We start from the raw sequence: 14,609 nt of genomic DNA, 5'->3' as shown, positions 1-14,609 counted from the left end.
CGGGCACCCGGACGATCTTCGGCCTGCTGGGCAACACCAACCTGGCCCTCGCGGCCACCCTGGTGACCCGGGGGTGCGCTTCGTGGGCGCCCGGCAGGAGACCGCCGCCGTCAGCATGGCGGCCGGGTTCGCCTGGTCCGCCGGGCGACCCGCCGTCTGCACGGTCACCCACGGGCCCGGGCTGAGCAACGCGCTGACCGGGCTGCGCTCGGCGGTCCGGGACCGACTCGCGGTGGTGCTGATCGTCGGGGACATCCGCGCCGAGCCGGGCTGGAGCGCGCAGCGGGTGGACCACGGGCAGATGCTCGGCTGGACCGAGGCGGCGGTGCTCGACTGTGCGGATCCGGCCGGGCTTGCCGCCGCCGTGGCCGACGCCTTCGGCCGCGCCGGGGCCACCCGTGCCCCGGTGGTGCTGAACATCCGGGCGGAACTGCTGGCGGCGCCGGCCGTACCGCAGCGTCCCGCCGACCCGGCGCCGGAGCGGGCACCGGTGCCGGAGCCGGACGACGGGGCCGTGCAGCGGGCCGCGGCGGCGCTGCGCGCGGCGCGGCGCCCGCTGGTCCTGGCCGGCCGCGGCGCGCTGTGGGCCGGTGCCGGGCCGGCGCTGCGGGAACTGGCCGAGCGGTCCGGTGCCCTGCTGGCCACCACCCTGCCGGCCAAGGGCCTGTTCCGCGGCGACCCGTTCGACCTCGGCGTCTGTGGCGGCTACAGCACGGCCGTGACCCGGGACCTGGTCGCCGAATCCGACCTGGCGCTGGTCGTGGGCGCGGGTCTGGGCGGCTACACCACCGACCGGGACACCCTGCTGGCCGCGTCGCGGGTCGTGCACTGCGATCTGGCGCCCCGGCCGGACGCGCGGGTGGCGGTGCCGGGGGACGCGGCGGCGACGGTGGACAGGCTGCTGGCCGCCGTGCGCGGTGGCGAGCCGCGCCGGCGTACCGGCGAGGTGGCGGCCCGGATCGCGACGGCGGGCGACTTCGCCGACGGCACCGATGCCGGCGGTCTGGATCCGCGCCTGGTGCTGCGCGCGGTGGACCGGGCGTTGCCGGCGGACCGGCAGGTGGTCACCGACGTCGGGCACTTCACGACCTTTCCCAGCCAGCTCGTCGGCGCGGGCGCGGGCCGCTACCTGCCGGCGTTGGGCTTCGCCGCGGTGGGGCTGTCGGTGGCCACCGGCATCGGCGCGGCGCTGGGCCGGGCCGGGCCGACCCTGGTCGTGGTGGGGACGGCGGCGCGTTGATGGCGCTGGGGGAGCTGGAGACCCTCGGCCGGGTCGGCGCCGGGGTCGTCGTGCTGGTGCTCAACGACCGGGCGTACGGGGCGGAGATCCACCACCTGCGCCGGCACGGCCTGGCCGAGGAGGTGGCGCTGTTCCCGCGGGCCGATCTGGCCGGCGTCGCCCGGTCGCTCGGCGTGCCGGCCGTGACCTGGGAGCACGGCGACGACATCGGGCGTTTGGCGGAGGAGCTGCCGACGAACGGCCCGGTGCTGGTGGATGCGCAGGTGACCAGGGCTGTCGTGGCCGACAAGTTCGCCCGGTCCTCGGGCTGAGCCGCGCCCAGGGCTGGTGTTGCGAGAGTGTTTCGGCTTGGTTCAGATTCGTTGACACCCCTCTCTAGCTGGCTGTATACAAGGTGCGCAGTGTATTCAACTGGAAATCCAACAGGAACGTCAGCAGCCGGCCCTTCCGCCTATGCCTAAGGACCGGGCAAGACTCCGGAGGCAATCGTGACGAGATTCAGGAATGCCGCAGCGGCTGCACTCTTGGTCCTGCTGGCCGCGGGCTGCACCTCGGGTGGCAGCGGGAGCGGCGACAGCGGGGCGAGCAACGAGGGCTGGACCCCCGAATACAAGGACGGCGTCCTCCAGCCCCTTCCCGACGGGTTCCCCAGCCGTCCGATCACCCTGCTCAACGTGGACGCGCCCGGCCACGACGACGGGCTCTACGCCCGGGCGATGCAGACGGCGCTGCGCGGCATCTCCCCGGTCACCGTCGAGGTCCGCGACCAGAACTACCCCACCTTCGGCACCTGGGCCGGCATCCAGTACATGCAGGACCAGTCCGGCGGCAAGGACGGCTACATCTGTGAGGTGGCCGCGATGGTCGGCGCCTCGCTCGATCTGCTCACCGAGCCGATCGAGGACGAGTTCGGGATGACGATCGAGGACTTCAACCCGATCGTCGTCACCGAGCAGACCCCGTTCGTCATGGTGACCCGCTCGAACGCGCCCTGGTCCAGCTACCAGGAGATGGTCGACGCGGCGAAGGCGAACCCGGGCACCGTGCGCTACGCGGCGGCCTCGGGCAGCCTGCTCGACATCGCCACCAACCGGCTGATGAGGGCCAACGGCTGGACGTCGAAGGTCATCCCGATGGAGGGCAGCGTCGACGCGGCGACGGCCGTGGCCGCCGGCGAGGCCGACGTGACCATGCTGACCCCGGCGGTGGCCCGCAGCCACGAGCAGGCCGGGAAGGTCAAGGCCATCCTCGTGGTCTCGAAGGAGCCCAAGGCCCCCACCGAGTGGTCCGACGCGGTCACCACCACAGAGATCGGCCTGCCCGACGAGCCGTGGGTCTCCTACCGCGGATTCATCGTCGCGCCCGAGGTCCCCCAGGCCCACTCGGACTGGCTGTTCGAACTGTTCAAGAAGGGCGGCGAGCAGGCGGCTCCGAAGGAGCGGATCGCCAACCTGCCCGGCGCCTCCAGCATCATCCTCGACGGCGAGCAGACCCGGAAGATCGTCGCGGACGCCAAGGTCTTCGCCGAACCCGTCATCCGGGAACTCGGCCTGGCCTACGACCAGAGGTAGGGGTTCGATGAGAGTCGACGTTCACTGTCACTTCCTGCCCGAGTCCGGGCGCCGCGCCCGCGAGCGGGGCACCGACTGGCACGGCACGTTGTTCAGCGTCAACGACGCCGGCATCCTCGTCTCGCAGACCGGCTCGGAGCGGTTCACCTTCGGATCGCCACGGCACTTCGAGTCGATGGAGCGCCGGGTCGAGCGGATGGACGACCGCGGAATCGACACCGAGATGCTCTCGCTGCTGCCGCCGCTGTTCCGCTACGACGTACCGGCGGCGGACAACATCGCGGCATCCCGGGACGTGAACGACGAACTCTCCGAACTGACGAAGCGGTTCCCGGGCCGGTTCCTCGGCCTGGGAACCCTTCCCCTCCAGGACGTCGAGGCCTCCGTCGCCGAGATCGAGCGGGCGATGGCCCTGCCCGGGATGGCCGGCTTCGCGATCGGCACGAACATCAACGGCGCCAACCTCGACGAGGAGTCCCTGGCACCGTTCTTCACCGCCGCGCAGGACCTCGGCGCCTTCATCTTCATCCACCCGATGGACCAGCGGCACACCGGATCGCTGGACCGCTACTACCTGCGCAACACGATCGGAAACCCGCTGGAGACCACGACCGCGGCCGCGTCGCTGATGCTCAGCGGCCGGCTCGCGCAGCTTCCCCGGCTGAACGTCTGCCTGGCCCACGGCGGCGGTTACGTCGCCGCCGCCCTGGGCCGGCTGGAGCACACCTACCGGGTGCGCAAGGAGGTCGAGAAGACCCCCGAGCACTCGCCGGCGGCGCTCTACCGGCGCTTCTTCTACGACTGCCTCACCCACGACGAGCGGACCCTGCGTCACCTCGTCGACTTCGTCGGCGCCGACCGGGTGGTGATCGGCACCGACTACCCGGCCGACATGGGGATGACCGACGCGGCCAGGGAGATCGCCGCCTCGGCGGCGTTCACCGACGACGAAAAGGCCGCCATCCTCGGCGGCAACCTGGCCGCGGTCCTGGGCCGGCTCATCGCGGACCCACAGTAAGGAGAGGCCGTCCATGGACAGGCGCAAGGACCTCGCGGTCGCGCTGGCGGTGGCGCTGCTCGGCCTGGTCATCGTGTACCTGGGCACCCAGGTGAACCTGGGCCGGATCCGGGACCCGGTCGGCTCGCGCACGCTGCCGATCATCACCGGCGCGCTGGTCGCGGCCGGCGGCGTCTACCTCGCCGGGCGCCGGCTGGTGCGCTGGCGCACCGAGCCCACCGTCGTCCCGGCCGAGGGCACGGCGGACGAGCCGGAGGTGCCGGCCTCCACGCTGCGCTCGTTCATCGTCTGGGTGCTCTGCCTCGGTTACGCGATCCTGCTCAGCAGCATCGGCTTCCTCATCCTGACGCCGATCCTGCTGGCGACCCTGCTCTGGATCATGGGCGTACGCCAGCCGCTGCGACTGGCGCTGGTCACCGTCGGCGGCGTGGTCCTCATATTCGGGGTCTTCGACATCGTCCTGGGTGTCCGGCTTCCGCTCGGCCCGCTCGATCCATACCTCGGCCACCTCGGCTGAAGGAGCTGCGGAGATGGAACTGTTCCTGAACACCTTCGGCAACGCGACCGCCATGCTGGCCGACCCGGCCGTGCTGATCGCGATCGCGATCGGCGCCGTGCTGGGCAGCGTCGCCGGTGCCATCCCCGGGATGACCACCACGCTCGCGGTCGGGATCGCGCTGCCGTTCACCTTCGGCCTGCGCCCGATCACCGCCGTCGCCTTCCTGGTGGCCATCACCGTCGGCACCAACTACGGCAACAGCATCCCGGCGATCCTCGTCGGGGTGCCCGGTACGCCGTCGGCGGTGCTGACCGCCCTGGACGGCTACAAGCTGCACCAGAAGGGCCAGAGCGGCATCGCGCTGGGCACCCAGTACATCGCCGCGCTGCTCGGCCAGTTGCTGAGCGCCGTCTTCTTCGTCGCCATGGTGGTGCCCCTGGCCCAACTGCTCTACGTGTTCCTCGCCCCCGAACTGTGGGCGCTGCAACTCCTCGGCATCGTGGCCATCATCAGTCTCACCGGCAAGAACGTCGTCAAAGGGCTGGTCGCCGGCGGGCTCGGCCTGGCCGTCACGATGATCGGACCCGATCCGGTCGCGCTGACCGGCCGGTTCACCTTCGGCTTCGTCCACCTGCGCGGCGGGCTGGAGATCGTGCCCGTCGTCATCGGGGCGCTGGCGATCAGCGAGCTGATCCGCGGCTGCCGCCAGGTCTACGACTGGCGGCAGACCTCCGGCGGCTTCTCCGCCAAGTTCCCCTCCCCGGCGCTGGTCCGGCGGATCCTGCGGCCGGTGGGCATCGGCACCGTCTGGGGCACCCTGATGGGCGCCATCCCGGGCGGCGGCGGGGTCTCCTCGGCCTTCGTGGCCTACCAGCAGGCGAAGCTCACCTCCAAGAAACCCGAGGAGTACGGCGAGGGCAGCGTCGAGGGACTGGCGGCCAACGAGTCGGCGCAGAACGCCTCGCAGTCCGGCGAGATGGTGCCGACGTTCGGGTTCGGCATCCCCGGCAGCGGCTCGATGGTGCTGCTGCTCGCGGCGCTCACCGTGCACGGCCTGGTGCCGGGTCCGCTGCTGATCAAGGAAACCCCGGAGATGCTGTACGCCAGCACCGCCGGCCTCGTCGGCGGGACCCTGGTGCTGGCGCTGATCGGCTGGCCGCTGGCCAAGGCGATGCTGCGGCTGGTGCAGGTCGACCGGTCCGTCGTGCTGGTGATGGCGCTGCTGCTGAGCATGGTGGGCGTCTACGCGCTGCGCAACGCGGTCTTCGACGTCGGCGTGATGATCTTCTTCGGCCTGATCGGCTACTTCATGCTCCGGTACGGCTACTCGGTCGCCGCGTTCGCCCTCGCCGTCACGCTCGGCCACAACTTCGAGGGCCACCTGCGGCACGGCATCCTGCTGACCGACGACAAGTTCAGCGCCTTCATCACCCGCCCGGTCACCACCGGCCTGGTCGCGCTCTCCGGCGCGCTGCTGATCTTCGGCATCGTCGGCAACGTGCGGGAGGCCCGACGCAACCGGGCGGCCATGGCCGCGGCCCCGGCCGGCGTGCCGGTGCTGTCCGGCCCGCAGCCGGGCGCGGAGGAGCCCGGAGAGCGGACCGCGACCGTCGAGGACCTGGGTGGCGCGGACCGCCGGCAACAGCCGGATCACCCGTCCGACGAGGACGACGCTGGAGAGCGGGGTAGCGATGGCCGGACCTGATGTCGTGGTGGTCGGCGGCGGCAACGCGGCCATGACCGCCGCCCTGGCCGCCCGGGAGCAGGGCGCGAGCGTCCTGCTGCTGGAACGCGCGCCGTACGCCGAGCGGGGCGGCAACACCGCCTACACCGGGGGGATCGTGCGGTTCCCGTTCACCCCGCAGGACATCGAGCGGCTGGTGCCGGACCTGTCCGAGGCCGAGCGGGCCAGCACCGAGTTCGGGACCTACACGCAGGAGGACTTCTTCGACGACCTCGCCCGGGTGACCGAGCACCGGGCCGACCCGGACCTGGTCGAGGCCCTGGTGACCCGGGGCGCGGCGACGATCGCCTGGCAGCGCGACCAGGGCGTGCGGTTCGTCCCGAGCTACGGCCGGCAGGCCTACCAGGTGGACGGCCGGTTCACCTTCTGGGGCGGGCTCGCCGTCGAGGTCAGCGGCGGCGGTCAGGGCCTGGTGGAGTTCCTCACCGCGGCCTGCGAGCGGGCCGGGGTCACCATCAGGTACGGCACCCGGGCGCGGGACCTGATCGTGCGCGACGGACGGATCCGCGGGGTACGCGCCGAGCACGAGCGGAAGCTCGTCGACATCGGGTGCGACGCGGTCGTGCTGGCCTCCGGCGGATTCCAGGCCAACGCGGCGTGGCGGGCGCAGTTCCTCGGGGCCGGCTGGGACCTGGCCAAGGTGCGGGGCACCCGGTACGACACCGGCGACGGCATCCGGATGGCGATGGCGGCCGGCGCCAGCCCGGCGGGCAACTGGTCCGGCTGTCACGCGGTGGCCTGGGACCTCAACGCCCCCGAGTTCGGTGACCGCCGCATCGGCGACTCGTACCAGAAGCACAGCTACCCGCTGGGCATCATCGTCAACAGCGCGGGCCGGCGGTTCGTGGACGAGGGCGCCGACTTCCGCAACTACACCTACGCCAAGTACGGCGGCCGGGTCCTGGCCCAGCCCGGCCAGATGGCCTGGCAGGTCTTCGACGCCAAGATCACGCCGATGCTGCGCGACGAGTACTCGATCCGCGAGGTGACCCGGGTGCGGGCCGACACGATCGAGGACCTCGCGAAGCGGATGGACGGGATGGACGCGGAGGCGTTCGTCCGCACGGTCCGGGAGTTCAACGGGTCGGTCGACACCGCCGTGCCGTTCAACCCCAACGTGCTCGACGGGCGGCGCACCAACGGGCTGGCGGTGGAGAAGACCAACTGGGCGCAGCCGCTGGACCAGCCGCCGTTCGAGGCGTACGCGGTCACCTGCGGGATCACCTTCACCTTCGGCGGCCTGCGGGTGGACGCCGACGCGCACGTGCTGGACGACGGGGGCGACCGGATTCCCGGGCTCTACGCGGCCGGCGAACTCGTGGGCGGACTCTTCTACTTCAACTATCCCGGCGGATCCGGGCTGACCAGCGGGGCCGTCTTCGGCCACACGGCCGGCTCGGGCGCCGGCCGGCACGCCAGGGGAGCGCGATGAGCGACGTTAGGTTCGGTCTCAAACTGTCGATCCACGGGCAGCACGTCGGCACGAGGTTCGCCGACCTGGCGGACCTGGCCCGGCACGCCGAGGACGCCGGGTTCGACGGCGTCTTCGTCATCGACCACCTGCTGCTGCCCGGCTCCCGGCTGTCCGGGTACACCAACGCCGACCCCGAGAAGCCGTTCTTCTACGACGCGTGGACCTCGCTGGCCGCCCTCGCCGCGGTCACCTCGCGGGTCCGGCTCGGCCCCCAGGTGACCCCGATCGGGCTGCGCCACCCGGCGTTCGTGGCCAAGTGGGCGATGACCGTCGACCACATCTCCAACGGGCGGCTGCTGCTGCAGGTCGGCGCCGGCCACCAGCAGGTCGAGTACGAGTCGTTCGGCTTCCCGTACCCGAAGCTGCGGGAGCGGGTCGCCCGGCTCCGCGAGGGCGTCGAGCTGATCCGGGCACTGTGGACCGAGACCGGGCCGGTGACCTACCGCGGCGAGCACTACCAGCTCGACGAGATCCCGTTCTGGCCCAAGCCGGTCCAGCCGCGGCCGGAGATCTGGCTCGGCGGCGCGTCCAAGTGGATCCGCGCGCTGCTGCCGGAGATCGCCGACGGCTGGACCCCGGCCACCCCGCAGGGCGGCGGACTCGACCCGGAGTTCTTCCGGGGGGCGCTGGCCGAGGCGCGGGCGGCCGCCACCCGACCGATCCACGGCGGCGCGATGTTCTACACGGTCGTGGACGACGACCCGGCGGTGGTGGAGAAGGGGCTGTCGGTGCTGCGCCGCCGCGCCGACTGGTCGGACTGGCCGGTCGACCGGTTCCAGGAGACCGGGATCGCGCTGGCGGGCAACCCGGAGGACGTGGTGGCCAGCATCCAGCGGTACGTCGACGCCGGGGTCGAGTACGTCACGGTCGGCTTCGTGCCGACCGACGACATCGACGCCGCGCACCGGGGCATCGACCTCTACCGCGACCGGATCATGCCGCGGTTCGGGGTGGGTGCGCCGTGAGGCTCGGGATCCTCACCGACGGGCGGGTCGTGGCGGTCGACGGCGAGCGGGTCGTCGACGTCACCGCCGTACTGCCGGGCGGCCCGACCGACTACCCCGACCGGGCCGGCGAGGTGGCCGCGTACGTGGCCGGCGCCCCGTCGATCGCCACCCGCACCCCGACCTTCACCGCCCCGGTGGCCCACCCGCGCACCGTGCTCGCCGCACCTGTCAACTACGCGCCGCACCGGGGCGAACTGGGCGATCGCAGCCCCGAGGGCGGCCGGCTCGACGCCCGGGCGCTGGGCCTGATCGTGCTGGCCCCGGGCAGCGTGGTGGGGCCGGACGGCGCCATCGAACTGCCCGACCTGCCCGGTCGGGAGTTCCACTACGAGGGCGAGATCGCCGTGGTGATCGGCCGGCCGTGCCGCGGGGTCGACCGGGCGCACGCGATGGATCACGTGCTCGGCTACACCGGGCTGCTGGACATCACGATGCGCATCGGGCCGCAGGGCCAGGAGGACCGGTCGATGCGCAAGTCGTTCCGGACGTTCACCCCGATCGGGCCGGTCGTGCTGACCGCCGACGAGGTGCCCGACCCGAGCATCCTGCGGCTCCGGCTGGCGCTCAACGGGGAGCCGCGCCAGGACGGGGGACTGGACGAGCTGATCGTCGACGTTCCCGATCTGGTCGTACGCGCCGCCCAGTTGCTGCCGTTGCAGCCGGGCGACCTGATCGCCACCGGTACGCCAGGCGGGGTCGGCGCGATCGTGCCGGGCGACCGGGTCACGCTCACGGTCGACGGGGTGGGGGAACTGGCCATGGACGTGCGCCGGAGGTCCTGGTGAGCGCCCCGGCGGACCTTCCGCTGGTGCTGCTCAGCGACCGGATCGGGCCGCTGACCGGGTGGGAGACCGGGATCGCCGAGCGGGTCGGGTGCCGGGTCGAGATGCGGCCGCTGACCACCCGCGAGGACATCGCCCGCCACGCCCCCGGCGCCCGGGTGATCATTCTCGGCGCGGTCGAGCCGTTCGACGCCGCCACCCTGGACCGGCTCGACGGTCTTGAGCTGATCGTCCGCCGCGGGGTCGGCGTCGACAACGTCGACGTGACCGCGGCCGCCGCGCGCGGGATCACGGTCAGCAACGTGCCGGACGCGACCGTCGAGGAGGTCTCCGATCATGCCCTGGTGCTGCTGACCGTCCTGCTGCGCGGCGTACCGGCCGCGCACGTGGCAGCCCTGGCGGGACAGCTCGCGCAGGCGCGGGCGGCCGTCGACCGGTCCCGTCCGCTGTCCGACTGCGTGCTGGCGGTGCTCGGCGCCGGGCGGATCGGCCGCCGGCTGGTCGCCAAGGCCGCCGGGCTGTTCGGCGAGGTGCTGGTCGTGGACCCGTTCGTGGAGTCGGTCGAGGGGGCACGGGTCGTCGGGCTCGCCGAGGCGCTCGCCGGGGCCGACGCGGTGTCCGTACACGCGCCGTTGACGCCGGCCACCCGCAACCTGCTCGACGCGGCGGCGCTGGCCGCCGCGCGGCCGGGTCTGGTCGTGGTGAACGCGGCGCGGGCGGAGATCGTCGACGAGCCCGCGCTGGAGCATGCGGTCCGCGCCGGACGGGTGGCCGGCGTCGGACTCGATGTCACCGCCGGTGTCGACCGCTGGCGCCGGGTGATCGCGGCCGGGCACCCGAACGTGCTGCTGACGGCGCACACCGGCGGCCGCGGATCCGTTGCCCAGCAGTCGCTTCGGCGCCGCTGCGCCGAGCAGGTGGTGGCATTTCTGCGCGGGGAGGAGCTCGACACGGTGGTGTCACCCCGTCACAGCACAGGGTGACATGGCCTGTACCCTCAAACCGTGTGCAATGTCTACAAGAACGAGCGTGACGGGCGGTGACCGCGAAGGTGTCGAAGCAGGAACTCGATTCCGTCATGCAGCCGGTCATCGATCTGTGGAACGAGCGGAAGAGCCGGGAGGGTTCCTCGGACGCGGTCTACGGAACGCTCCGCGAGGCCATCCTCACCAAGGCGCTGACCTCCGGGCCGCAGCTGGCAGAGGAGGACCTGGCGCGGATCTTCGGCGTCAGCCGGACACCCATCCGCGAGGCGATCCTGCGGCTGGAGGCCGAGCGGCTGATCGAACGCCGCGGCGGGCGCCGGCTCTCCGTCGCCCGGATCTCGCCGGCCGAGATCCTGGAGATCTACGACGTACGGGTGGTCCTCGACGGGCTGGCGGCGGAGCTGGCCGCCGAGCGCGCCACCCCGCCGGACGTGGCCCAGCTTCGCTGGATCAACAGCCAGATGTCCACCAGCGGCGAGGCCGGCGACTACCGGCGGGTCTCCGTGCTCAGCATCGACTTCCACGACTGGATCGCCAAGGCCAGCGGCAACTCGTTCCTGCTCGGCCAGATCCGGGTCGTGCACGACCGGGTCCGCCGGTTCGAGCGCACCACGCTGCAACAGCCCGGCCGGCTCACCGGCGCCTTCGACGAGCACGAGGAACTGCTCGACGCGATCGCCTCGGGTGACGTGGCCCGGGCCGGGCAGGCCGCGCGCTTCCACATGCTCAACGCCAAGAAGATCCGGCTGGGGATGGCCGAGACGCCTCCACCTGACTAGAAAAGAGGGCTCCCATGCGCTACGACGTGGACTGGCGGGACGGCATCGACTACGCCGACCTGCGCCGATTCCGGCACCAACGGGTGCAGGAGGCGATGGCCCGGGCCGACCTCGACGCGGTGGTCGCGTTCGAGTACGCCAACTGCCGCTACATCGCCGGTCTCCGTCCGCTGTGGGCTCCCAACTTCATGGTCCGGCAGGCCGTCATCAGCACCCGGGGCAGCGACGACGTGGTGGTCTTCGTCCACCAGGACGACACGCCGCACCGCCGCGCCACGATGACCTGGGTGGACCCGGACCGCATCCGCGCGTTCCCGACCGGCGTGGTCAGCGAGACGGCGCCGGTCTCGGCGCTGCGGCCGATCGCCGACGCGCTCGCCGAACTCGGCTGCCACGGCGGCCGGGTCGGGGTCGACATCGCCACCGTCACCGTGCTGCGCCGGCTGGAGGAACTGCTGGACGGCTACACCGTCGTCGACGCGAACGCGGCCCTCAACGGATCGCGGCTGGTCAAGGCGCCGACGGAGGTCGCGCTCCTGGAGGACGCGTCCTCCGTCGTCGACCTGGCCATGGCCGCGGCCGAGGCCGCCGTGCAGCCGGGGGTACGCGAGTGCGACGTGCTCGCCGAGGTGATGAAGGTCTTCTACACGCACAACGCCGAGGTGCCGCAGTGCAACCTCATCGTGTGCTCCGGCCCCAACACGGCGCCGATGCAGCGCTTCGCCGGTGACCGCATGATCCGCCGCGGCGATCTGGTCTTCATCGACATCGGCGCCTGCTTCAACGGCATCTTCAGCGAGGCGACCCGCACCTTCCCGTGCGGCGAGCCCGACAACGACACCCAGCGGGCCATCTACCGCACCGTGTACGACATCCACATGGCCACCATCGAGTCGCTCCAGCCGGGGGCGCTCGCCACCGACGTGCAGGCCGCCTCGCTCAAGCACTACGGGGATTCGCCGTTCGTCGGGCGCATGCAGGAGATGATCATCGCCCACGGCATCGGCGTCGGGTACGCCGAGCCGCCGTTCATCGCCCCGCCCGGGAAGCCCACCCCGGACCTGCGGCTGGAGCCCGGGATGGTGCTGGCCGTCGTCCCGACGATCATCGTCCCCGACGTGCCGGGCGGCGGCGGGGTCCGGCTGGAGGACGTCGTCGTGGTCACCGAGGACGGCCCCGACGTGCTGACCCGTTACCCGTACTCAGCGAGCCTGCTGGCCCGCTGATCCGGGCGCCGCGTCCGGTCCCCGGCCGGCCCGCGCCGGACCGGGGACCTGCGCACCGGCGGGCGGTGCCAGGTGCCGGGCGAGCCAGTCGGCACGGGCGCGGCGGGCCTGTACCGAGACCCGCGCCCGCGGGTACAGCGCGTCGAAGCCGTGGAACCCGCCCGCCCAGACGTGCAGTTCCGCCTGGCCGCCGGCCGCCCAGATCCGCCCCGCGTACCCGATCACCTCGTCCCGGAACACCTCGGCGGTGCCGGCGTCCAGGTAGGTGGCGGGCAGCCCGGACAGGTCGTCGGCGACGGCGGGGGAGACGTACCCGGGTACCCCGGTCCCGGCGCGGTCGCCGAGGACCGCCCGCCAGCCGTACTCGTTCATCTCGCGGGTCCAGACCCCCGGCCCGGCGGAGAACTGCCGGCTGGACAGGCTGCTGTTGCGGTGGTCGAGCATCGGGCAGATCAGCAGCTGGCCGGCGATCCCCGGGCCACCGCGGTCGCGGGCCAGCAGGGTGACGCCGGCGGCGAGCCCGCCGCCGGCGCTGGCACCCGCGACGACGATGCGGTCCGGGTCGATGCCCAGCTCGCCGGCGTGCTCGCGCGTCCAGGTCAGGCCGTGGTAGCAGTCCTCGACCAGGGTGCTGCCGGTGGCCTCCGGGGCCAGCCGGTAGTCCACGGTCACCACGACGGCGCCGAACCGGCCGAGCCACTCCAGCGGGATGTCGATGTTCGAGAAGCGGTCGCCCATGACCATCCCGCCGCCGTGGATCCAGTAGACGCAGGGCGCCGCGCCGGGCCGGTGCGTCCCGGCGGGCTGGTGCGTCCCGGTGGGCTGGTGCGTCCCGGCGGGGTGCAGGACCGTCAGCGGGATCCGGACACCGTCCGGACCGACGGCGGTCACCTCCCGCCGGTCGACCGGCGGCGCGTCGGGGAACGTCTCGGGCGGTGTCGACGGCAGCTGGCGTAGCTGCGCCAGGATCTCGGGGTCCAGCCGGGACATCAGCGGCATGCCGGCGAGCAGCGTCCGCAGCTCGGGGTCGATCTCGGGTCGGGGCAGGGTCATCGGAGCGCCTTTCGGGGCGGGGATGGCGGGGCGGGGTGGGAGCCGGTCACCGGGGGAAGACGGCCCGGCCGCCGACCGGCATCAGGTCGGCGTAGGCGGTCTCGCCCTCGACCAGGGCCGCGAACCGCGCGGTGTACGCCTCGGCCGCGGCGCTCGCGAAGACCGCGTCGTGCGCCTCCCGGCTGGTCCAGCCCTCGACGAGGTGTACGACGTCGGGGTTGGTCGCCGACCGGCTGACCAGGAACACGACGCAGTCCGGGTGCGCCGCCGGGCCGGAGACCGGCCCGCTGAGCAGCAGTTCGACAAGTTCGTCGCCCCTGCCGGGCCGGGCGGTCATGGTGGCCTGGAATCCGTACGTCTCGCTCATGATCGTTCTCCTCGGGGTGGTGGTGTCAGCGGTGGTGGGGTGTCAGAGGTTGTAGCCGCCGGAGACCTCGATCTCCTGCGCGGTGATCCAGCGACCCTCGTCGCCGTGCAGGGCGGCGATGACCAGGCCGATGTCGTCGGGTTCGCCGAGCCGACCGAGGGCGGTCCGCGCGGCGAGCCCCGGGATCACCTCGGGGTGGCGGGTGAACGCGTCGCCGGCGATGCGGGTACGGGTGGAGCCGGGCGCCACGGCGTTGACCCGGATGCCACGGCCGCTGAGCTCCTTGGCCAGGTAGCGGGTCAGCACCGCGAGTCCGCCCTTCATGCTGGCGTACGCGGAGTAGCCCGGTTCCATACCGGAGTTCAGCGCGGAGTTGCTCGTCACGTTGACGATCGCGCCGCCGTCGGCCAGCAGCGGCAGCAGCGTCTGGGTCAGGAAGTACGGACCCTTGAGCAGCACCCGGGCGAACCGGTCGAACAGTTCCTCGGTGGTCTCCTCGAACATCGCCGACTGGCCGAAGCCGGCGTTGTTGACCAGCAGGTCGAAGCTCTCCCGCCGCCACCTGTCGCGCAGCGTGCCGAGCACCGCCTCGCGGAAGGCGGGAAACGTCCCGCTCCGGCCCACGTCCAGCGGGAGCGCTGCGGCCGTGCCGCCGTCCCGCTCGATGGTCGCGACGGTCTCCTCCGCTCCGGCCCGGTTGCTGCCGTAGGTGAGGATCACCCCCGAGCCGCGCCGGGCGATCTGGATCGCGGCGCTGCGCCCGATGCCGGAGCTGCCGCCGGTGACGATGGCGATCCGCATGTCTTCTTCACCTGCCCAATCATGGAAGCGCCCTGTGCGCTCCCTGTTTGTGTCACATCAAT

The 14,609-nt window shown here is 72.5% G+C and carries 15 protein-coding genes; 12 read left to right on the top strand and 3 right to left on the bottom strand.

The features are described from left to right. Positions 1 to 82 precede the first annotated feature (82 nt). The 12 genes from CIK06_RS17580 to CIK06_RS17525 all read left to right on the top strand — a co-directional run bounded on the left by CIK06_RS17580 (position 83) and on the right by CIK06_RS17525 (position 12,326). The gene (locus tag CIK06_RS17580) at positions 83 to 1,240 is read left to right on the top strand and encodes a thiamine pyrophosphate-binding protein (protein ID WP_198347913.1); all 1,158 of its coding nucleotides are present in this window, start codon (positions 83 to 85) and stop codon (positions 1,238 to 1,240) included. Beyond that, the gene (locus CIK06_RS17575; RefSeq protein ID WP_095565744.1) at positions 1,240 to 1,551 is read left to right on the top strand and encodes a thiamine pyrophosphate-dependent enzyme; all 312 of its coding nucleotides are present in this window, start codon (positions 1,240 to 1,242) and stop codon (positions 1,549 to 1,551) included. The genes CIK06_RS17580 and CIK06_RS17575 overlap by 1 nt, the downstream gene beginning before the upstream one ends. 177 nt (positions 1,552 to 1,728) lie before the next feature. Next, a complete protein-coding gene (locus tag CIK06_RS17570) occupies positions 1,729 to 2,811 on the top strand; it encodes a tripartite tricarboxylate transporter substrate binding protein (protein WP_157756817.1) in 1,083 nt (360 codons plus the stop codon). A gap of 7 nt (positions 2,812 to 2,818) precedes the next feature. Continuing rightward, positions 2,819 to 3,829 carry an amidohydrolase family protein gene (locus CIK06_RS17565; protein ID WP_095565742.1) on the top strand — a complete coding sequence of 337 codons (1,011 nt, stop codon included), beginning with the start codon at positions 2,819 to 2,821 and terminating at the stop codon, positions 3,827 to 3,829. Positions 3,830 to 3,842: 13 nt separating this feature from the next. Further along, complete coding sequence (locus CIK06_RS17560; RefSeq protein WP_095565741.1) at positions 3,843 to 4,346, top strand: tripartite tricarboxylate transporter TctB family protein; 504 nt, start codon at positions 3,843 to 3,845, stop codon at positions 4,344 to 4,346. A 13-nt stretch (positions 4,347 to 4,359) separates the two neighbouring features. Then, the gene (locus CIK06_RS17555) at positions 4,360 to 6,033 is read left to right on the top strand and encodes a tripartite tricarboxylate transporter permease (RefSeq protein ID WP_095565740.1); all 1,674 of its coding nucleotides are present in this window, start codon (positions 4,360 to 4,362) and stop codon (positions 6,031 to 6,033) included. Then, positions 6,020 to 7,504 carry an FAD-dependent tricarballylate dehydrogenase TcuA gene (gene tcuA, locus CIK06_RS17550; protein ID WP_095567930.1) on the top strand — a complete coding sequence of 495 codons (1,485 nt, stop codon included), beginning with the start codon at positions 6,020 to 6,022 and terminating at the stop codon, positions 7,502 to 7,504. Before CIK06_RS17555 ends, tcuA begins: the two co-directional genes overlap by 14 nt. Continuing rightward, positions 7,501 to 8,511 (top strand): LLM class flavin-dependent oxidoreductase, encoded by a 1,011-nt coding sequence (locus CIK06_RS17545; RefSeq protein WP_095565739.1) that lies wholly within the window; start codon positions 7,501 to 7,503, stop codon positions 8,509 to 8,511. The genes tcuA and CIK06_RS17545 overlap by 4 nt, the downstream gene beginning before the upstream one ends. Further along, the gene (locus CIK06_RS17540; RefSeq protein WP_157756816.1) at positions 8,508 to 9,338 is read left to right on the top strand and encodes a fumarylacetoacetate hydrolase family protein; all 831 of its coding nucleotides are present in this window, start codon (positions 8,508 to 8,510) and stop codon (positions 9,336 to 9,338) included. Before CIK06_RS17545 ends, CIK06_RS17540 begins: the two co-directional genes overlap by 4 nt. Continuing rightward, entirely contained in the window at positions 9,335 to 10,318 is a 984-nt protein-coding gene (locus CIK06_RS17535) for an NAD(P)-dependent oxidoreductase (RefSeq protein WP_095565738.1), read from the top strand. Before CIK06_RS17540 ends, CIK06_RS17535 begins: the two co-directional genes overlap by 4 nt. 56 nt (positions 10,319 to 10,374) lie before the next feature. Then, the gene (locus CIK06_RS17530) at positions 10,375 to 11,100 is read left to right on the top strand and encodes a GntR family transcriptional regulator (protein WP_095565737.1); all 726 of its coding nucleotides are present in this window, start codon (positions 10,375 to 10,377) and stop codon (positions 11,098 to 11,100) included. A gap of 14 nt (positions 11,101 to 11,114) precedes the next feature. Beyond that, positions 11,115 to 12,326, top strand: a complete 1,212-nt coding sequence (locus tag CIK06_RS17525; protein ID WP_095565736.1) for a Xaa-Pro peptidase family protein — start codon at positions 11,115 to 11,117, stop codon at positions 12,324 to 12,326. Here CIK06_RS17525 and CIK06_RS17520 read toward each other — a convergent pair. Genes CIK06_RS17520 through CIK06_RS17510 form a run of 3 tightly spaced genes read right to left on the bottom strand, consistent with a single transcriptional unit; the run spans position 12,303 to position 14,547 of the window. Beyond that, positions 12,303 to 13,379 carry an alpha/beta hydrolase gene (locus CIK06_RS17520; protein ID WP_095565735.1) on the bottom strand — a complete coding sequence of 359 codons (1,077 nt, stop codon included), beginning with the start codon at positions 13,377 to 13,379 and terminating at the stop codon, positions 12,303 to 12,305. The genes CIK06_RS17525 and CIK06_RS17520 overlap by 24 nt on opposite strands. 46 nt (positions 13,380 to 13,425) lie before the next feature. After that, complete coding sequence (locus CIK06_RS17515) at positions 13,426 to 13,746, bottom strand: putative quinol monooxygenase (RefSeq protein ID WP_095565734.1); 321 nt, start codon at positions 13,744 to 13,746, stop codon at positions 13,426 to 13,428. Between the two features lie 42 nt (positions 13,747 to 13,788). Further along, positions 13,789 to 14,547: an SDR family NAD(P)-dependent oxidoreductase gene (locus CIK06_RS17510; protein ID WP_095565733.1), complete on the bottom strand. Its 759-nt coding sequence runs from the start codon at positions 14,545 to 14,547 to the stop codon at positions 13,789 to 13,791. Positions 14,548 to 14,609 lie beyond the last annotated feature (62 nt).

This window comes from Plantactinospora sp. KBS50 (assembly GCF_002285795.1).
GTDB lineage: Bacteria > Actinomycetota > Actinomycetes > Mycobacteriales > Micromonosporaceae > KBS50.
Note: the sequence above shows the minus strand (reverse complement) of the source record. Positions and strands in the feature narration are given on the sequence as shown.